The 20,137-nt window shown below is 46.3% G+C and carries 11 protein-coding genes; 6 read left to right on the forward strand and 5 right to left on the reverse strand.

Features of this window, described 5'->3' with window-relative positions:
- Positions 1–13: 13 nt before the first annotated feature.
- The 3 genes from gltB (KIV41_RS01930) to gltB (KIV41_RS01940) all read right to left on the reverse strand — a co-directional run bounded on the left by gltB (KIV41_RS01930) (position 14) and on the right by gltB (KIV41_RS01940) (position 10,937).
- Positions 14–4,477: a glutamate synthase large subunit gene (gene gltB, locus KIV41_RS01930; RefSeq protein ID WP_285335578.1), complete on the reverse strand. Its 4,464-nt coding sequence runs from the start codon at positions 4,475–4,477 to the stop codon at positions 14–16.
- 452 nt (positions 4,478–4,929) lie between these two features.
- Complete coding sequence (locus KIV41_RS01935; RefSeq protein WP_285335579.1) at positions 4,930–6,399, reverse strand: glutamate synthase subunit beta; 1,470 nt, start codon at positions 6,397–6,399, stop codon at positions 4,930–4,932.
- Positions 6,399–10,937: a glutamate synthase large subunit gene (gene gltB / locus KIV41_RS01940; protein WP_285335580.1), complete on the reverse strand. Its 4,539-nt coding sequence runs from the start codon at positions 10,935–10,937 to the stop codon at positions 6,399–6,401. The genes KIV41_RS01935 and gltB (KIV41_RS01940) overlap by 1 nt, the downstream gene beginning before the upstream one ends.
- A gap of 554 nt (positions 10,938–11,491) precedes the next feature.
- Between gltB (KIV41_RS01940) and KIV41_RS01945 the strand changes: the two genes are divergently transcribed.
- The 4 genes from KIV41_RS01945 to KIV41_RS01960 all read left to right on the forward strand — a co-directional run bounded on the left by KIV41_RS01945 (position 11,492) and on the right by KIV41_RS01960 (position 17,239).
- Positions 11,492–12,436 carry a TIGR01212 family radical SAM protein gene (locus KIV41_RS01945; protein WP_045386578.1) on the forward strand — a complete coding sequence of 315 codons (945 nt, stop codon included), beginning with the start codon at positions 11,492–11,494 and terminating at the stop codon, positions 12,434–12,436.
- Positions 12,437–12,486: 50 nt separating this feature from the next.
- On the forward strand, positions 12,487–14,232 hold the full coding sequence (locus KIV41_RS01950) for a diguanylate cyclase domain-containing protein (RefSeq protein WP_285335581.1): 1,746 nt from the start codon (positions 12,487–12,489) through the stop codon (positions 14,230–14,232).
- Positions 14,233–14,427: 195 nt separating this feature from the next.
- Positions 14,428–16,788, forward strand: a complete 2,361-nt coding sequence (gene arcB / locus KIV41_RS01955) for an aerobic respiration two-component sensor histidine kinase ArcB (RefSeq protein ID WP_010445920.1) — start codon at positions 14,428–14,430, stop codon at positions 16,786–16,788.
- A gap of 1 nt (position 16,789) precedes the next feature.
- Positions 16,790–17,239 carry a lipoprotein gene (locus KIV41_RS01960; RefSeq protein ID WP_010445922.1) on the forward strand — a complete coding sequence of 150 codons (450 nt, stop codon included), beginning with the start codon at positions 16,790–16,792 and terminating at the stop codon, positions 17,237–17,239.
- A 69-nt stretch (positions 17,240–17,308) separates the two neighbouring features.
- Here the strand turns inward: KIV41_RS01960 and arcA are convergent, their stop codons facing one another.
- Positions 17,309–18,025: a two-component system response regulator ArcA gene (gene arcA / locus KIV41_RS01965; protein ID WP_010445924.1), complete on the reverse strand. Its 717-nt coding sequence runs from the start codon at positions 18,023–18,025 to the stop codon at positions 17,309–17,311.
- Between the two features lie 358 nt (positions 18,026–18,383).
- Here arcA and KIV41_RS01970 point away from each other — a divergent pair, with 358 nt between their 5' ends.
- Positions 18,384–18,791: a DUF3293 domain-containing protein gene (locus tag KIV41_RS01970; protein WP_010445926.1), complete on the forward strand. Its 408-nt coding sequence runs from the start codon at positions 18,384–18,386 to the stop codon at positions 18,789–18,791.
- Positions 18,792–18,849: 58 nt separating this feature from the next.
- Positions 18,850–19,332 carry a putative 4-hydroxy-4-methyl-2-oxoglutarate aldolase gene (locus KIV41_RS01975; RefSeq protein WP_045386584.1) on the forward strand — a complete coding sequence of 161 codons (483 nt, stop codon included), beginning with the start codon at positions 18,850–18,852 and terminating at the stop codon, positions 19,330–19,332.
- Here the strand turns inward: KIV41_RS01975 and KIV41_RS01980 are convergent.
- Positions 19,329–19,799, reverse strand: coding sequence for a hypothetical protein (locus tag KIV41_RS01980; protein ID WP_010445930.1), 471 nt, complete (start codon positions 19,797–19,799; stop codon positions 19,329–19,331). The two genes, KIV41_RS01975 and KIV41_RS01980, sit on opposite strands and share 4 nt — an antisense overlap.
- Positions 19,800–20,137 lie beyond the last annotated feature (338 nt).

Below are 20,137 nucleotides of genomic sequence, written 5' to 3' on the forward strand. Positions count from 1 at the left end.
ACATCCTCCATGATTACTGGGCTTGAACGCGCAGTTCTGCGGCACTGCGACTCTGGTGACCAAGTAGCGTGCGTAAGTCCGCCGCTTGTGGTTTCACCAAGTAGAACTTTGGAATCCATTCATCAAAGTTCGCCAAGATATCTTCTGCGTGGCTAGAGCCGGTTTCTTCAAGGTGTTCTGCAATCAGACCACGTAAGTGCTCTTGGTGGATGTAGAGATCCGATAGAGAAATCGCTTCAACAGACTCGTTGTTCACGCGACCTTGGAAGTCTTGGTTCTCATCCAATACGTAAGCAAAACCGCCAGTCATGCCTGCGCCAAAGTTCACGCCTGTCGCGCCAAGAATGGCAACAATACCGCCGGTCATGTACTCACAAGCGTTGTCGCCAGCGCCTTCAATGACAGCAATCGTACCTGAGTTACGTACGCCGAAACGCTCACCGGCTTTACCTGCCGCAAACAACTTACCGCCGGTTGCCCCGTACAGACAGGTGTTACCAATGATGGTCGCTTCATTACACTTAAATGCAGTGCCAAGGTGAGGTTTGATAACCACCTTACCGCCAGCCATGCCTTTACCTACGTAGTCGTTTGCATCGCCAGTGAGATAAAGCTCTACGCCACCCGCGTTCCAAACGCCAAATGACTGACCTGCAGTGCCATCCAAGTGCAGTTTGATTGGCGTTGCCGCCATGCCTTGGTTGCCGTAACGCTGAGCGATTTCACCTGATAGGCGAGCACCCACAGAACGGTCGGTGTTGATCACGTTGTAGAAGAAGCTAGCAGATTGACGTTTTTCAACCGCTTGTAGTGCGTCTTCGATGATCTTGTTGTTTAGCTCTGCTTTATCAAATGGTGTATTTGGTTGTGTCCAGTAAAGAGGGTGTCCTTCTGGAGAGACGGGTGCCTCAAGGATATTCGACAAATCCAGCTTGGTTTGTTTTGCTGTCAGACCTTCAACGGTTTCCAACAAATCGGTACGACCAATCAAGTCAGTCAGTTTTTCAACACCAAGTTCAGCGAGCAATCCGCGTACTTCGTCTGCCAGACCAATGAAGTAGTTCATCACCATTTCCGGAAGACCTTTGAAGTACTCTTTACGCAGCGTCTCGTCTTGAGTTGCAACGCCAGTAGCACAGTTGTTGAGGTGACAAATACGTAGGAACTTACAACCCATTGCCACCATTGGTGCAGTACCAAAACCGAAGCTTTCTGCACCGAGAATCGCCGCTTTCACCACGTCCAGACCGGTTTTTAGACCACCATCTACCTGTAGACGAATCTTATGACGTAGACCATTAGAAACCAGTGCTTGTTGTGTCTCTGCCAGTCCCAACTCCCAAGGGCTACCAGCGTATTTCACTGAAGTTAATGGGCTTGCTGCAGTACCACCGTCGTAACCCGAAATGGTAATGAGATCAGCGTAAGCTTTCGCGACACCTGTTGCGATGGTGCCGACACCAGGCTCAGATACTAATTTCACCGAAACCAGCGCTTTTGGATTGACTTGTTTTAGGTCGAAGATCAGCTGGGCTAAGTCTTCAATCGAATAAATATCGTGGTGCGGAGGAGGGGAGATCAGAGTCACCCCCTGTACCGAATAACGCAGTTTTGCGATTTCTGCGGTGACTTTGTGTCCCGGTAACTGACCACCTTCGCCCGGCTTCGCACCCTGTGCGACCTTGATCTGCAGCACGTCTGCATTGGTTAGGTAGTGAGGCGTAACACCAAATCGACCCGAAGCAATCTGTTTGATACGCGAGTTACGCTCGGTACCGAAGCGACGTGGATCTTCACCTCCTTCACCCGAGTTGGAGTAACCACCGAGACGGTTCATCGCTGTTGCAAGTGCTTCGTGCGCTTCTGGGCTAAGTGCACCAATGGACATCGCCGCCGAGTCAAAACGTTTGAAGAGTTCTGTGCTTGGCTCGATTTGCTCAAGTGGTAATGGGGAATCTGATTTTTTCAGCGCCATTAAGTCACGCAGCATGGCAACAGGGCGTTGGTTCACCTGCTTAGCAAAGCTCTGATAATCGTTACTTTCGCCTGATTTAACCGCAGTTTGCAGTGTGCCAACTACGTCTGGGTTGTAGGCGTGATATTCACCACCGTGGACATATTTCAATAAACCACCATGCTCGATGGCCTTACGTTTTGCCCAAGCTTTACGAGAAAGGTTGTACAAATCTTGTTGGAAGTCGTCGAAGCTCGCGCCTTCAATACGAGTCGTCACGCCTTTAAAGCATAAGTCGACGACTTCTTGGCTCAAGCCAACCGCTTCAAACAGTTGCGAGCAGCGGTAAGAGGCGATGGTAGAAATACCCATTTTCGACATGATCTTGTACAGACCTTTGTTGATGCCGTATTGGTAGTTTTGCATCACATCGCGGTAGTCTTTTTCTAGCGCTTTATCATCAATCAGCTTACCTAGTGCTTCATAAGCAAGGTATGGATAAACCGCAGTAGCACCAAAGCCAAGCAAGACAGCAAATTGGTGTGGGTCACGAGCTGTTGCGGTCTCAACAACAATGTTGGCATCACAACGTAAGTTGGCATCGATCAAGCGAGTTTGAACCGCACCGACGGCCATTGCTGCAGGAATTGGCAGCTTGCCTTTGACTAAAGCGCGATCTGAAAGCACCACTAGAACCGTGCCTTCACGTACGACCTGTTCTGCTTGTTCACACAGATCATCAATAGCCTGTTTGAGATCTTTCTGTTGTGGATCGTAGTTGATGTCGAGAATGGTATTACGGTAGTGATCGTCACCAAGCTCGAGTAACTGCTGCATGTCTGAGTAAAGTAGTACTGGTGAATCGAAGGTCACTCGGTAGGCGTGGCCATCGGTTTCACAGAAGACGTTCATCTCCTGACCAATACTGGTCGCCAGTGACATAACGTGTTTTTCACGCAATGGATCGATTGGCGGGTTGGTTACCTGAGCGAACTTCTGACGGAAGTAATCAGTCACCAAGCGCTCTTTCGACGAGAGAACGGCCATTGGGGTGTCATCACCCATAGAGCCGACCGCTTCTTGGCCCATATCACCAAGAACACGCAGCACTTGATCGACTTCTTCATTACTCATGGCGAATTGCTTTTGATAAGTCTTAAGCAAGTCTTCATCAAAGCTGCGCTCACCCACTTGATCTTCAGGTAGCTGAGCAAAAGGTGTGAGTTTGCGAACGTTGTTTTCCATCCATTCGCGGTAAGGGTGGCGAGATTTCAGATCGTTATCGATCTCGCTAGACTGCCAAAGCTTACCTTTACGAGTATCGACAACCAGCAGCTCACCCGGACCAACACGGCCTTTCTCGGCAACTTCATCGGGAGCGTAGTCCCAAATCCCTACCTCTGATGCTAGGGTGATAAATTTGTCCTTGGTAATCACATAACGTGCAGGACGCAGACCATTTCGGTCTAGGTTACAGGCAGCGTAACGGCCATCGGACAGTACGATACCTGCCGGACCATCCCATGGCTCCATGTGCTTGGAGTTGAAGTCGTAAAACGCTCGCAGATCCGGGTCCATGTCTGGGTGGTTTTGCCATGCTGGTGGCACAAGCATGCGCATGGCACGGAAGATATCCATACCGCCAGAAAGGAATAGATCCAACATATTATCTAAGCTGGAAGAATCTGAACCTGTCTCGTTCACAAACGGTGCTGCGGTTTGTAGGTCTGGCAGCAGTGGTGACGAGAACTTGTAAGCTCGCGCTCGTGCCCATTGGCGGTTACCTTCAATGGTGTTGATCTCACCATTATGAGCAAGGTAACGGAACGGTTGAGCTAATGGCCAACGCGGTTGAGTATTGGTAGAAAAGCGCTGGTGGAACAGGCAGATAGCAGATTCCATGCGTAGGTCAGCAAGATCAAGATAGAAGCGCGGTAAGTCCGCAGGCATGCACAAGCCTTTGTACACCAAAACTTGTGTCGACAAGCTACAGATGTAGAAATCAGGATCTTCGGTGATTTGTTTCTCGATGCGACGGCGTGCAATGTAGAGACGACGCTCAATGTCACGCTCGCGCCAACCTGCCGGAGCAGATATAAAGACTTGTTGAATGTCTGGAAGTGAATCGGCGGCGATTGGGCCGAGTACTTCTGAATTGGTTGGTACTTCACGCCACCCAGCTACCGTCAAAGTCTCTTGTGCGAGCTCTTTGTTGATGATGTCTTTGGCGAGTTGAGCTTTCACCGGGTCTTGGTTGAAGAAAATCATCCCTACGGCGTATTGCTTGCCAAGGTTGAAGCCATTTTCTTCAGCGATAAGGCGTAAATAGGAATCGGGCTTTTGTAGAAGAAGACCACAACCATCACCAGTTTTACCATCGGCGGCGATACCACCACGGTGGGTCATGCGGTCAAGTGCAGAAATTGCTGTACGTACCAGCTTGTGACTTTGCTCGCCTTCCATGTGCGCGATCAAGCCAAATCCACAGTTGTCTTTCTCAAGACTTGGATCATAAAGAGCCATTGCAATTCTCCCTTTGCTTATCTGTCATCCCGACAGATATATCAACACTGCTCAAGTTGATAATGATGACTAACTATGCGTCACTTTCTAAGTTTTATGTATATCTATTCAATAAAATTCGTCAAATATATTAACAAAAATTGTGTGTTTTATTTTCACCAACTTCACAAGCTATAGCTTATTGTAAAAAAGGTCAAGTTATTAGTGAATCATCGCGTGAATATGCGATTTACCATTTAATTGGCTGAAATAGTTCAAGAAAAACAGTGAGATAGAAAAGTGGTTGTTACAAAAAAGTAACATTTGATTTTGGCGGGAATAAAAAAGACCAGCACAAAATGCTGGTCAAAATAAAAAGATTGGAAGGAACTGTTTTCTTTCCTGACGACCAGCCATCGATAGTACTGATGGCTGGGTTTATGCCTCGAAAAGAGGAAGTAAGCGCACTCCCTTTAAGCAGAAAGCATTAGTGAATCTGCTTTTGCTTCTAGGTTTGTGCCACCCATTAGGTAATCATCGATAGCACGGGCACATTCGCGGCCTTCATTGATACAACGAACCACCAAAGATTGACCTGTTCGCATATCACCAGCAGCAAATACACCTTCTTGGTTAGTAGCAAAACCTTGAGTTGCTACGTTACCGCGCTCATCTAGCGCGATATCCAGTTGAGCAAGTACGCCTGTTGGTTCAGGATGTAGGAAGCCCATCGCTAGAAATGCCATATCACATGGAATCACACGCTCGCTGCCTTCTACTTCTTTGAAGCTTGGACGCTCGCCAGGTTTCGCATCTTGCCAAACGATGTCAGCTAAACGAAGACCTGTAACTTCACCCTTGTCATTGCCAATGAACTCTTTGGTCAGGATGTTCCAGTGACGATCAACACCTTCTTCATGAGAGGTCGAAGTACGTAGAATCATTGGGTACTGTGGCCATGGCATATTTGCAGGGCGTTTCTCTGGTGGAATCGGCATGATTTCAACCTGAGTGATGCTTGTTGCGCCATGACGGTTAGAGGTACCCACACAGTCAGAGCCGGTATCACCACCACCGATAACGACAACATGTTTACCCGCGGCGTGAAGTTCTTCACCCTTAAGATCCATGTTGTTGGCACGGCGGTTGTTTTGACCTAGGAATTCCATTGCGAAGTGAACGCCTCTTAGCTCACGACCCGGAACTGGCAAATCACGAGGAACGGTTGAACCACCCGTTAGTAGAACCACATCGAATTCTTGACGAAGTTGCTGGGCATTCACATCAACACCAACGTGTTGGTTAACTTTGAATTCAATACCTGCTTCTGCCATCAAATTGATCTTACGATCAATCACGTCCATACCCAGTTTGAAATCTGGGATACCAAAACGTAGCAGACCGCCTACTTTCTCGTCTCGTTCGAATACCGTCACAGTATGACCAGCGCTGTTAAGTTGCTCTGCTGCTGAAAGACCAGCAGGGCCCGAACCGATGATCGCAACGGTTTTGCCAGTGCGAGAACGTGGTGTTTTTGGTTTGGCGTACCCTTCACGATACGCTGTTTCTACGATGGTTTTCTCGATATTACAGATAGTGATTGGATCTTGGTTGATGCCAAGTACACAAGCACTTTCACATGGGGCAGGGCAAACACGACCAGTAAACTCTGGGAAGTTATTGGTTGAGCTTAGAATGTTCCAAGCTTCTTCCCAGCTATCACGATAAACCGCATCGTTAAACTCTGGGATGATGTTACCGATAGGGCAGCCGTTATGACAAAACGGCACACCACAATCCATACAACGAGAAGCCTGAGTATTGATCTTGTCACCAAACTCCTCGTTCAGAACGAACTCTTTGTTGTTCTTGATACGTTCAGCTGGGGCGATCTTCTGTGGAAGTTCACGACCATGCTCTAAAAATCCAGTAGGCTTACCCATTACACTGCCTCCGCTTCAGTTTGTTGCGCTTCAGCTTTACGCTTTTGAAGAACCGCTTTGTAGTCACGCGGCATTACCTTAACCATAGAGGCTAGGCTTGCTTCAAAGTTGTCTAGGAAAGACTGAGCGACTTCACTTCCTGTGAATTGAACATGCTTAGTTAGCATGTCGAGTAATAGATCTCTGTCTTCTTGCTCGATTGGATCTAGGTCTACTAGCTCTGGGTTCAGTTTTGACTCAAAGTCGCCTGATTTATCCCATACGTAAGCCACGCCGCCACTCATACCTGCAGCAAAGTTACGACCTGTTGAACCAAGGATAATTGCTGCACCGCCCGTCATGTACTCACAACCGTGGTCACCGACGCCTTCTACTACTACTTTTGCGCCTGAGTTACGAACACAGAAACGTTCGCCTGCCATACCGCGAATGAAAGACTCACCCGAAGTTGCACCGTAGAAACACACGTTACCAACCACGATGTTGTCTTCTGCGACAATGCTTGATTTCGCATCTGGGTAAAGTACTAACGTACCGCCAGATAAGCCTTTACCCCAGTAGTCGTTCGCGTCGCCTTCCACTTCAAACTTCACGCCCTTAGCGAGGAATGCACCGAATGACTGACCCGCAGAACCTTTGAACTTCACGTTCATTGGTTGAGGTAGACCCGCATCTTTGTACACTTTCGAGATTTCGTTCGACAACATGGTACCTGCAGAGCGGTCTGTGTTGACGATAGGGAATTCGGCATTCACCGCTTCGCCTTTCTCGAGTGCAGGAATCGCTGCTTGAATCAGCTTGCGGTCTAGCACTTCTTCTAGGTTGTGGTTCTGCTGAGCTTGGTTGAATACACCATCAGCTTCGCGTGGTTGCTCAACGTGTAGAACAGGAGATAGGTCTAGGTTCTTGTATTTCCAGTGAGAAACGTCTTGGCGAATCTTCAGTTTCTGACCTTGACCGACCATCTCATCGATAGTGCGGAAGCCAAGTTCAGCCATGATTTCACGCAGACCTTGTGCCATGTACTGGAAGAAGGTTACGACGTCTTCTACGCGACCATCAAAGCGCTCGCGAAGTGTCTTGTTTTGAGTCGCGATACCAACAGGACAGGTGTTCTTATGACACTTACGCATCATGATACAACCTTCAACCACCAATGCTGCGGTTGCCACGCCCCATTCTTCTGCTCCAAGTAGTGTTGCCACTGCAAGGTCACGAGGTGTCTTCATCTGACCATCCGCTTGAACCACGATACGGTTACGTAGACCGTTCTTCAGTAGCGTTTGGTGTGTTTCTGCCAAACCAAGTTCCCAAGGAAGACCTGTATGACGGATTGAAGACATTGGGGATGCACCTGTACCACCGTCGAAACCTGCGATAAGTACAACGTCCGCTTTCGCTTTCGCTACACCAGAAGCGATCGTACCTACGCCAGCTTCCGATACCAGCTTCACGTTTACACGACCCGCGCGGTTCGCGTTCTTCAAGTCGTAGATAAGCTGAGCCAAATCCTCGATGGAATAGATATCGTGGTGTGGCGGTGGCGAGATAAGACCGACGCCCGGAGTTGAGTGACGTGTAGCACCGATCCAGTCATCTACTTTATCGCCTGGTAGCTGACCACCTTCACCTGGCTTCGCACCTTGAGCCATCTTGATTTGTAGCTCATCAGCGTTGGTTAGGTAGTAAGAGGTTACGCCGAAACGACCTGAAGCCACCTGCTTGATCGCAGAGCGTTCCCAATCGCCGTTGTCTTTGCGTTCGAAACGCATTGGGTCTTCACCACCTTCACCAGAGTTCGATTTCGCGCCAAGGCGGTTCATCGCAACAGCCAGTGTGGAGTGTGCTTCGTAAGAAATAGAACCGAATGACATTGCACCGGTCGCGAAGCGTTTCACGATGCTTTCAATTGGCTCGACTTCGTCGATAGAGATAGAACCTGCTGGGTTCTTAATGAACTCAAGTTGGCTACGCAGGGTTACCGCATTGTCACCTTGCTTATCTACAGCAGTCGCGTATTGCTTGAACTGATCGTAGTTCTTGTTGCGCGTAGACTCTTGCAGTAGAGAAATGGTTTCTGGGTTGAAGAGGTGTTTCTCACCACGCTGTTTCCACTGGTAAACACCGCCAACATCCAACATTTGAATTGGGATTTCGCGTTGTGGGTAACCGATGCGGTGACGGATCAGCACTTCTTTGGCGATATCATCAAGGGTTAGACCTTGGATACGAGAAACCGTACCTGTGAAGTACTTGTCGACCACTGATTTGTGGATACCTAAGGCTTCGAAGATTTGCGCACCGTGGTATGACTGTAGCGTTGAAATACCCATCTTCGAGAAGATCTTCAGAAGACCGCCATTGATCGCTTTACGGTAGTTGTTGAACAGGTCGCGAGGGTTCGCTTTTGGATCCAACTTCTTCGTACGTTGAAGTTCAATGATGGTTTCAATCACTAGGTAAGGGTTAACCGCATTCGCACCGTAACCAAGTAGCGTTGCAAAGTGGTGCGTTTCACGCGCGTCACCGGTTTCAACCACGATGTCACACTTCGCACGTAGGCCTTTACGGATCAAGTGGTGGTGCACTGCGCCAACTGCCAGCATTGCTGGAATCGCTGCGTGGTTTGAGTTCACTGCACGGTCAGTTAGTAGGATGATTGAGTAACCATCGATAACCGCGTCTTCTGCGTATTGGCAGATACGTTTTAGTGCACGCTCAAGCTTGCCTTGATCTTCATTGGCTTGGAATACGATATCCAACGTCTTCGCTTGTAGGTGCTCGTTATCGATCGCACGCAGTTTTTCAAGCTCAGAGTTCGCCAGAACCGGCGATTCCAATTCGACTTTCTGACAGTGAAGTGGTGTTTCAGTCAGAAGGTTTTGGTCTTTACCCAAGTAAGTGTTCAGCGACATAACCATACGCTCACGGATCGGGTCGATCGGCGGGTTAGTTACCTGTGCAAACAGCTGCTTGAAGTAGTTTGAAAGATGCTGAGATTGATGAGATAGGACTGCAAGAGGCCAGTCGGCACCCATAGCTGACAATGGCTCTTTCGCATCATTCGCCATTGGAACGATGATTTCGTTCACTTCTTCAATGCTCACACCGAAAGCTTGCTGACGGTGTAGCAAACGCTCTGGAGAAGGTTGGCTGAACTGGTTGCTCGCATCTGGTAGCTTCTTCAAGCTCAGTAGGTTTTCTTCTACCCACTTCTCGTAAGGCTGTGCCGTTGCGATGGTGTCTTTCACTTCTTCATCAGAGATGATGCGACCTTGCTCTAGGTCTGCAACGAAGATACGACCTGGTTGTAGGCGACCGCGGAACTCTACGTTCTCTGGTTCAATATCCACAACACCAGATTCAGATGCCATCACTAGGAAGTTATCTTTGGTCACTGTGTAGCGAGAAGGGCGCAAACCGTTACGGTCGAGTGTCGCACCAACTTGAACACCATCAGTAAAACATACTGAAGCTGGACCATCCCATGGTTCCATGATGTTTGCGTGGTACTGATAGAACGCGCGACGCTTAGGATCCATGTTTTTATTTTCTTGCCATGCTTCTGGGATCATCATCATCAATGCGTGTGGCAGGCTGCGACCAGAAAGAACTAGGAGCTCAAGTGCCATGTCAAAGTTAGATGAATCCGAGCTGCCTTCCTGACAGATTGGAAGAAGCATGTCGATTTCAGCCTGAGTAAACAGGTCTGATTCTAGAATTGCTTCACGGGCTTTCATCCAGTTCAAGTTACCGCGAACTGTATTGATTTCACCGTTGTGGGCAATGTAACGGAAAGGCTGTGCAAGACGCCATTTCGGGAAGGTGTTGGTAGAGAAACGAGAATGTACAAGTGCTAGTGCAGTCACCATGGTCGGGTTTTGCAGATCAAGGAAGTACTGAGGTACTTGCTCGGTCGTTAACTGACCTTTGTACACTAATGTCTTGTAAGACATTGAGTTAATGTAGAAGTCGTCACCAATGTTCGAAACGCTTTCTAGGCAAACACGTACAGTGTAGTTACGAAGTACGTACAGTTTGCGCTCGAGCTCTTCAGGTGTGATGCCAGGGCCACCAGAGATAAACACATGCTCAAACTGAGGCTCTGTGCTTAGTGGGTCTGCACCGATCATTGAGTTGTCGGTTGGCAAAACGCGGTAGCCGATAACTTCAAGGTCTAGACGCTGTGCGTTGCGTTCTAGAATGTCACGGCATTGTTCGCGTTTGTATTCGTCTTTCGGGAAAAGAACGACACCAACACCATACTTTTCAAACGAAGGCAGTTTAATGCCTAGCTTAACGGCTTCTTCTAATAGGAATTCATGAGGTTTTTGTAGCAAGATACCCGCGCCATCACCGCTGCATGGATCACAGCCTTGGCCACCACGGTGTTCCATGCGAGCCAGCATATCCAATGCTTGAGTCACTACTTCATGAGATTTACGGTTTTTAAGGTGAGCAACAAAACCGATACCACAAGCGTCATGCTCCAGCTCCGGAGTGTACAGACCCTGTGAATTTTGCTCTCTATCTACCATAGATACATCCTTCCAGTTCAATGTCGACGTAAGAATCCCAGACAGATCTCGGCTGTCTTAGGGACGTTCTGCACGTCTTATCCTTTATATTTATGATTCGCCACTGGCCGAGGTTGACCAGTCTTGATTCCTTTCCGTATCTCGCAGGAAAAATTTTGCGAGAAAAACAATCCTTGGTGATATCCCTTTATTTATTGCCACAATTTAGTGACTTATATAGGTGGGAGCGGGATAACACCGACAATTCCCGTCGTTGATATTGTAATAAAAGTCACAAAAACGGCGGGGTTGTGTAAGTATCCTACAATTTTGTGACTTCGGAATGCAACGAAAAGTCGCCTTTGTGACCCAATTTTTTCGTTTAAATATGCACTTTTTGTTTAACATTTACGCAACATTGCAGGTTTTGGGTTGGTTTTATGCAGTTTTATTGATTTGGCTTCGTAGCGTGTTTGTTTGAATTCACTAGAATTGTTTGTTTTTTCTTGCAGGGATGTAATTTACTTACATTAATCGTATTGAGATTCATTACGGTTTACAATTGATGAGAATCTATGCAATTACATGAATTGGTCAACACACTAGGTCAAGACCTTCAACGTCGTTACGGCGAAAAAGTCCATAAGCTGACTTTACATGGTGGCTTTAGCTGCCCAAACCGAGATGGCACGATTGGTCGTGGCGGATGTACTTTTTGTAATGTTGCCTCTTTTGCTGACGAAGATGTTCAGATCAAAAGTATCCACGATCAATTGAAAGATCGCGCTGGAGAGATCCATCGAGCGAAGAAGTACCTAGCATATTTTCAGGCGTACACCAGTACCTATGCAGAAGTACAAGTTCTCAAAAACATGTATGAAGAAGCACTTAAGGCTGCTGATATCGTCGGCCTTTGTGTGGGCACTCGTCCTGATTGCGTTCCTGATGCGGTATTAGATCTGCTGTCGGATTACGTGAACCAAGGTTACGAGATTTGGCTGGAGCTAGGTCTTCAAACTGCCAACAATGACACCCTCAAGCGTATCAACCGAGGTCATGATTTTGAGTGCTACGCAGAAATCACCAAGCGTGCTCGTGCACTTGGTATCAAAGTGTGCACTCACCTGATCGTTGGTTTGCCGAAAGAGACACGCGACGACAACGTTGAAACACTGCGTAAAGTGCTCGAAGTCGGTACTGACGGCATCAAGCTTCACGGTCTACATATTGTCGAAGGCAGTACTATGGCAAAAGCGTGGCGTGCTGGAAAGCTAGAAGCGCCTGAGCTTGAAGAGTATGTGGCTATCGCCAGTGAAATGATCCGCATGACGCCGAAAGAGGTGATTTATCATCGTGTTTCTTCTGCGGCGCGTCGTCCAACCTTGCTATCACCACTGTGGTGTGAGAACCGCTGGCTCGCGATGACCGAAATTGGTCGCGCATTGGATCGAGAAGGCTCACAAGGTAGCTTAACTGGCGATGCTTTCATCTATAGCAAACCAGAATTAAAGGCAGATTGATTGATTAATAACTGATATATTTCTCACTGTTATTGAAATGGAACAGAAGAATGGATCAGTTATTTACTTGGCTATGGAGTGAGCAAAATGACTATGGACACGTCATTTTGCTCACTATAGTGAGTGCGGCTGTTTTAGCACTTATCCACTATCGCTATCAGCAAGCTCTCAAACAACTCATCACTGACTCTCCATATTCTGTATTTGTTATTGATGCTGGGCATGGACAGATCTTGCTTGCCAATGACTCCGCCACGCAATTCCTCGGCATTCGTGCGCTAGGTGCGGGATTTCTCTATCCTGCTACTTTTCATACAAACGACTTACTTACCATAGTGTCTAGCTTTGCTAGTCGCTCTTTTCGTCAGCAACTGTTTGACTGGCACTTATCTGAAAGTGAAAGCACCAGAGTCGAGTTATCTGGGAGAAAGAGCTTTTACAACGGACATCGAGTTTGGATTCTGTATGCTCAACCTTATCAGGCTACATCAGTAGAATGCCAACAAGAGCAAGCTGAGCTGAATATGGCACGTTCTGCTCTGGATTCACTTTCGGAGCTGGTCTGTCTGCAGGATCAGCAAGGTAACTACTTGGCGACTAATCGCGCTTTTGATCTATTTTGGGAAGGGCGAAGGGAAGAAGCCGGTATCACGCCACATGACACGTTGGCGACTAGAAAAACGGAACGGCGCTGGACTACTGATGTGAACGGGCGTAGTTGCCTCCTTGAAGTAAACCAGAGTGCGCTTGTTTCACAAGTGGGTGAACTGATTGGCACATTATCTATCAGTCATGATGTGACTGAATGGCACAAAATGCAGCAAAACCTGCGAGACGAGATGGAGCGTCGTAAAGATACCGAAGTTGCACTTGCTCAGCGCGATACCATTTTGCAGACCATTTTGGACGCAAGTCCCGATCCTATCGGTATTTTCAATGAAAACTTGGTTTATCAAGCTTGTAATAAACCATTCGTAAATGCTCTTGGTATTTCTGATGTGTCTGAGCTAATTGGAAAGCGTCTGCAAGATGTCATTCCTGAAGAACTATACCTGCGCTTAAAGGCAAGCGATGTTCAGGCTCTTAATGATGCGGAACCCGTCAGGTATATCGATAAAATTCTCACATCAGATGGCCATTACACTTGGTTTGATGTGGTTAAATCTCCCTTTAAAGATAAAGCTTCTGGTACCAACGGAGTGCTAATTATGGCTCGTGATATTTCTGAGCGATATTTGGCCGAGCAGAAGTTAGAAGAAGCCAACCTTGAATTAGAAAAGCTCAGCTTCCTAGACAGTTTGACCCAGGTGGCAAACCGTCGTCGATTTGATGAGCAGCTGCATACATTGTGGTATCACCACGTTAGAGAAAAACTCCCATTGACCATTATGCTTTGTGACATTGACTTCTTTAAAGATTTCAATGACAGCTATGGGCACCAAAAAGGAGATGAAGCATTGGTTCAGGTTGCTAATGTTTTTAAAGCTGTCGTTAACCGCTCTTCGGACTGTGTCGCGCGTTATGGTGGGGAAGAATTCGCTTTTATTTTACCCAATACGACGACACAAGGGGCGGAGCAAGTTGCGCAGCGCATCCATCAACAAGTTCACCAAGCGGCCATTGGCCACATGAGTTCAGAGGTTGCCCAAAGCTTAACAGTTAGTATTGGCTTCGTTTCTTATGTTCCGCAGCATGGGGATGAGCCAGAAATGGGCGTCGCCATGGCAGATAGTGCACTGTACCAAGCAAAAGCCGATGGTCGTGACCGCACCCGTATTCATCCCAGCTCGTTGTAGCGCTTTGTGACCGCATACTCTAACTTGAGCGTGGGTGGTTTTAATCACCGTATTAAACACGTTAAACTGCGAACAACGTAGCATAAGTCTGTGATATCTCTTGTGACTCGCTTTAGTTACAACAATGCCGTTTTCCTTAATCTGTCTGATACGCAAGTTGAAGTCGGTTGCCTAGCTTGTTCCTTGGAGTAGTGAATGAAGCCCATGAAAAATCTCGCCCAGTATTACGTTGATCTGTTGGTCAAGCTGGGGATTGTCCGTTTCTCAATATTGCTAGCACTGGCGCTGGTTGCCTTAGCAGTCGTGGTGCAAGTCGGAATTACGCTCGCATTGAAGGGCAGTGTTGATGATATCGATATTGTACGGTCGGTTTTTTTTGGGCTGCTGATTACACCTTGGGCGGTTTATTTCTTGTCCGTTGTTGTGGACCAACTTGAAGAGTCACGTCAAAGGCTGACCAAGTTAGTCTCTAAGCTTAAAGATATGCGTTCTCGTGACCAAGAGCTCAACTTCCAACTGCAGCAAAATATTGAAAAACTTAATCAAGAGATCGAAGAGCGTATTAAAGCTGAGGAAGCTCGTGAAGAAGCAATGCAAGATTTAGAAAATGAAGTCTTCCAACGTGAGCGAACACAACTCGAATTAGCTGAGCGTACTGCACTTTTGCGATCCTTTATCGATGCTTCACCAGATCTTATTTATTACCGTAATGCTGACGGAGTTTTCTCTGGCTGTAACCGCGCGATGGAAGAGCTAACTGGTAAGAAAGAGCACCAGTTAGTCGGCTTGAGCCCGTGGGATGTCTACAGCAAAGAAGTGGCAGAGCATATCGTCGATACCGACCAAAAAGTGTTTGCTGATAACCAAGCATTAACTTACGAGCAATGGCTGGATTACCCTGACGGTCGCAAGCACTACTTTGAATTACGTAAAGTGCCGTTTTACAGCAAAGATGGTCGCCACCTCGGATTGGTTGGCTTTGGCCGTGATATTACTGAGCGTAAGCGTCATGAAGAGTCTTTAGAAAAAGCTAGCCGAGACAAAACCACCTTTATCTCTACCATCAGCCATGAACTTCGAACTCCGCTAAACGGAATTGTGGGGCTGAGCCGTATGCTACTCGATAGCCAGTTGACTGAAGAGCAGCGGAAGCATATGCAAACCATCAATGTGAGCGCTATTACCCTAGGTAATATTTTCAACGACATTATCGATATGGATAAATTCGATCGTCGTAAACTGGAGCTGCTACCTGTGCCGCTCAATTTTGAAGACTTTGTCGCGGAAATTGAGAGCATCTCGGCATTAATGGCAGAACAAAAAGGGCTGCGCTTTGACTTAGAGCGTCTAAGTTCGTTGCCGAAGGCGATTGAAGTGGATGCTACCCGTCTGCGTCAGGTTATTTGGAATCTGGTTAGCAATGCGATGAAGTTCACCAAAGAAGGTGGCGTCGTAATGACGGTAAGTGCGGACGTTGAAGAAGAGTATGCAACCATCATCATTGAGGTGGAAGACACCGGTATTGGTATACCTGAGGATGAGGTGGAAAAGATCTTTGCCATGTATTACCAAGTTAAATCGGGTAAAGACAACCTCCATGCTGTCGGTACTGGTATCGGATTAGCCGTGTCGAAGCAGTTAATCAATATGATGGATGGTGATATCACAGTGGCAAGTGAAGAGGGCTTTGGCAGTACTTTCACTGTGTCGATTCATGTTCCGGTGGTTGAGCTTGAAGAGCCAATTATCGACGCGAAACGTGACAATATGCACCTTAATATCTTTATGGTTGAAGATATTGAACTTAACGTTACTGTGGCGAAGTCTTTACTTGAAAGCCTAGGCCACTCAGTCACTGTTGCCATGACAGGTGAAGAAGCGTTGGTGAACTTTGTGCCGGATGAATACGACTTGGCATTGCTTGATATCCAATTGCCGGATATGACAGGTTTTGATGTCGCTAAGTACTACCGTGAGCACTATGACAATCTACCTCCGCTGGTGGCGCTAACTGCGAATGTAATGAAAGATCGTCGAGAGTATTTAGACAATGGTATGGACGATGCAATCAGCAAGCCTCTCGCAGTACAGGCTCTTCAAGCTGTTATTGATAAATTCTTCGCTAATCGTGTTGACGGGCAAGAAGAAACAGTTGTCGACCAGAAGGTGATAGAGGACGAGGTATCTGCACCATCTCCAGTGATTGAGACGCACTTGTTGGATTTGGATATGTTAGAGTCTTATGTAGATATTGTGGGCGTGAAGCCTGTGTACGATAGCATTAAAATGTTTGAAGATATGATGCCTGATTATATTGAGGTACTGGACTCGAACATGACGGCGAAAGACCAAGATGGCATTGTCTCTGAAGCGCATAAAATTAAAGGTGCTGCAGGGTCTATTGGTCTCAAACATATTCAAAGCGTCGCCCAGAAAGCTCAGTCACCAGATATGCCTGCATGGTGGGAGAACATCTCTGACTGGGTTGAAGAGATTAAAAACGAATATCAAAATGATATCCAAGTACTGAAGAGTTGGTTGGAACAGAGGAAATAACATGAAGAAAATCGCGTCAGCAGCGTTAGCCGTCGCTCTCTTAGCTGGTTGCAGTTCTGCTCCACAGGTAGGTTGGCAAGAAGACAGTCAAATTACAATGAACCAAGTGAATGTTGAACTGAAAAGTAACCTATGGGTCAACATGATGCCGACTATTGGTGAAGTTCAAGAACAAAACGTACATGGTGCGTTGTATCTGCAAGCCGATAAAGATCTCCCTGCAAACCTTACTGTGGAATCACTGATTTTAAAGCAAGGGGATTCAGAGTGGGTGATTGATGGCGACCTTCTAGAACTAAGAACGCACAGTGAAAATCAGTGGGAAGTCGCGTTTGTATGGCAAATTGAAGCGGATACAGAAAAGCCGATAGATTTAGCGTTACTATTGGATGATGCGGGTAAAACAGGCTGGCTAGTTGAGAAAAACATTAAAATCGACAAAGTATACTGATCTTACCGAGTACTAGATAAAAAAAGGGCTTGCTCATGGAGCAAGCCCTTAATGTTTGTATTGCAGCGATTAGTCTTCTAGGTCGCCACAGAAACGGTAACCTTCACCGTGAATAGTCGCGATGATTTCAGGTGTACCTGATACTGATTCAAAATGCTTACGAATGCGACGGATGGTTACGTCTACTGTGCGGTCGTGTGGCTTAAGCTCACGACCAGTCATTTTCTTCAGTAGATCTGCACGAGTTTGGATCTTGCCTGGGTTTTCACAGAAGTGAAGTAGTGCACGGAACTCTGAGCGAGGTAGCTTGTAGCCTTCACCAGCTGGGCTCACTAGCGAGCGGCTGTTGATGTCTAGTACCCAACCATTGAACACGTACTTCTCTACTGAGCGTTTCTCTTCTTGAACAGCGTTAGTGCTCATTGAACGGCTTAGTAGGTTACGTGCACGGATAGTCAGTTCACGTGGGTTGAAAGGCTTAGTGATGTAATCATCAGCGCCGATTTCAAGACCTAGGATCTTGTCTACTTCATTGTCACGACCAGTTAAGAACATTAGCGCGATATTTGCTTGCTCACGTAGTTCACGAGCTAGCAGTAGGCCGTTCTTACCTGGAAGATTAATATCCATGATTACCAAGTTGATTGAATTTTCAGACAACACTTGGTGCATCTCTTCACCGTCGCTGGCTTCGAAAACAGCGTATCCCTCTGCTTCAAAAATACTCTTAAGAGTGTTACGAGTTACTTGCTCATCTTCTACGATAAGAATCTGCGGGGTTTGCATTGGCGGTACCTAAATTTGTGACAAAATTGTGCTAATAGAATAAATTCTAGGCAAAAATATAACATACAGGTAATGTGATTTTGATAATAAAACAAGTTGATCAAAAAAACACTTCTTTCAGTTATCCGCCTTCCTTGGAATCTTGCCAACTCACCAGTGTCCGATGGCGACTTTATTCTATAGGGTTTGTTTACCTTTCAAATCCAAGCTTTACGGGCCTGAAACGTAAACACCCTAAGATATGGAGCGAATTTTATATTGTTAACAGCATGCTAACAATGCTCAAATGTTAATTCCATTCAGTTTGTTGATTTACATCAATTGATGAAATGTAACCGTTATTAATCGTTTAAGAGATATGATAGAAAAAAGTAATACGAACATAGACGCAGCGTTATGGCATGCTTATTCAGAGTCATACTTTCGGTTTGAGCAAGAGTGGAGCTCTCATCAGTATGCTGTCATAACTGCTTGGAACCCATACAGTAAATTGCGGTCAAACAAAGAGAACTGCATAAGTAATCACGAGCTAGAGCAATGCTTGAAAGGGATGAAATATGTTCCTGTCACCGTCGGTGATAAAGGTTTTCAATGGTTTGAAGAAAGCTATGCTGTAGAAATAAAACCACAAAAGGCGATAGCTCTTGCTAAAATTTTTAAGCAAAACGCAATTTATTACGTTGTGGATGGTGAACTGTATTTAATCTCCTGTGTAGGTGAAGAAACTCGCCAAGTGCTCGGAGAGATCAGTGATAAGCTCGTATAAAAGGATAATACTTACTTAAGATGCTCTCGCTCTTGAGTAAAAAATTCACGGAGGAAATATGAGAGATATAACACCAGATATTTGTGACCAGTTTGAAGATCAGGTAACGCTATTGAGTTTACCGCTGCAGAACTTTGGTCAACGAACCGCTTTTCATGGCGAAATCGTCACAGTGCGTTGCTATCATGATAATTCTAAAGTGCGAGAAGTATTAGGTGAGGATGGTACCGGAAAAGTCCTGATTGTTGATGGCCATGGCTCATGTCAAAAAGCGTTGCTCGGAGACCAGTTGGCCATTCTTGGTATCGAAAATGGCTGGGAAGGGATTATTGTCTTCGGTGCTATCCGTGATGTCGCTCAGATGTCACAAATGGATATCGGCATTCAAGCTTTAGGTACTTGCCCATTTAAAACTGAGAAGCGTGGGGTGGGGGACGTTAATGTGACACTGACGATGCAGAATCAGATCGTGCAGCCCAAGCATCACGTGTACGCAGATTGGAATGGCGTATTGATTTCAAAAGAAGCGCTAGACTTTTAAAAGCGGAAACCTAATCCCACTTCAAAGCCTTGTTGCCAATCTTGATAGTCCAGCGTGGCATGAATATCGAGATTGTCCGTTATCTTAACGCGACTCGAAACTTCGGCAGCAAGGCTACTGTCATCTTCTTTGATGCCGTCAGCACTTTCTGCTTTGTAGGAGCGAACGGTACTTTTCAGCGTAACACGATCGTTATATTGGTAGCTTATGCCGCTTAAAAAACCGCTTTGATTTTGAGTCGGTGAGTTATTAACGCGAGCACCTACGTAAAGATCGACGGAATCAAGCAGTTCATATGCGTAACCACCATCGATATTCCAAACATCAAAACTGTCATTTTGATAATTTTCACTAGAAATGAAAAGCTTATGAGGGGAAGGTGCCGTTTTACCTGGTAGAGGAGGCAGTGTGTTTGCTAGAGATATTGCAGGCAGTACAAGGACAAGCAGGCACAATAGGACTTTCATCATCACCACTCCTTGTCATTTCAATCATTATTGGTATTGCCATCGGCTTTCAAATTATTAAAGCACATATTATGAAAGCTGGCTCATTAATTTTGCTTATATTTTGATCTTCTGAACTTTAGTCATAGCCAAACTATCGTGAATTAAAGTACGGCATTGGCAGAATTTTGATCAACGTTACCCAGAAATGGATCTTACTGTTGGATCTCATAAGATCGAGAACTTGGGATCTAGTAGTATAGAGGTAGTTTTTTACCTGTTTTGCGGAGCTGTTCAAATCTTTGTAATAAAAGTATTTTTTGAAATTTAAATCAGCACGTCTTTTCAATCTCGAACGT

The sequence above is a fragment of the Vibrio sp. D401a genome, assembly GCF_030248515.1.
Lineage (GTDB): Bacteria > Pseudomonadota > Gammaproteobacteria > Enterobacterales > Vibrionaceae > Vibrio > Vibrio rotiferianus.

What these genes read in the sequence shown, in the direction of transcription:
- gltB (WP_285335578.1), bottom strand. Translation starts at nt 4,477, where the DNA reads ATGGCTCTTTATGATCCAAGTCTTGAGAAAGACAACTGTGGATTTGGC.
- KIV41_RS01935 (WP_285335579.1), bottom strand. Translation starts at nt 6,399, where the DNA reads ATGGGTAAGCCTACTGGATTTTTAGAGCATGGTCGTGAACTTCCACAG.
- gltB (WP_285335580.1), bottom strand. Translation starts at nt 10,937, where the DNA reads ATGGTAGATAGAGAGCAAAATTCACAGGGTCTGTACACTCCGGAGCTG.
- KIV41_RS01945 (WP_045386578.1), top strand. Translation starts at nt 11,492, where the DNA reads ATGCAATTACATGAATTGGTCAACACACTAGGTCAAGACCTTCAACGT.
- KIV41_RS01950 (WP_285335581.1), top strand. Translation starts at nt 12,487, where the DNA reads ATGGATCAGTTATTTACTTGGCTATGGAGTGAGCAAAATGACTATGGA.
- arcB (WP_010445920.1), top strand. Translation starts at nt 14,428, where the DNA reads ATGAAGCCCATGAAAAATCTCGCCCAGTATTACGTTGATCTGTTGGTC.
- KIV41_RS01960 (WP_010445922.1), top strand. Translation starts at nt 16,790, where the DNA reads ATGAAGAAAATCGCGTCAGCAGCGTTAGCCGTCGCTCTCTTAGCTGGT.
- arcA (WP_010445924.1), bottom strand. Translation starts at nt 18,025, where the DNA reads ATGCAAACCCCGCAGATTCTTATCGTAGAAGATGAGCAAGTAACTCGT.
- KIV41_RS01970 (WP_010445926.1), top strand. Translation starts at nt 18,384, where the DNA reads ATGATAGAAAAAAGTAATACGAACATAGACGCAGCGTTATGGCATGCT.
- KIV41_RS01975 (WP_045386584.1), top strand. Translation starts at nt 18,850, where the DNA reads ATGAGAGATATAACACCAGATATTTGTGACCAGTTTGAAGATCAGGTA.
- KIV41_RS01980 (WP_010445930.1), bottom strand. Translation starts at nt 19,799, where the DNA reads ATGAAAGTCCTATTGTGCCTGCTTGTCCTTGTACTGCCTGCAATATCT.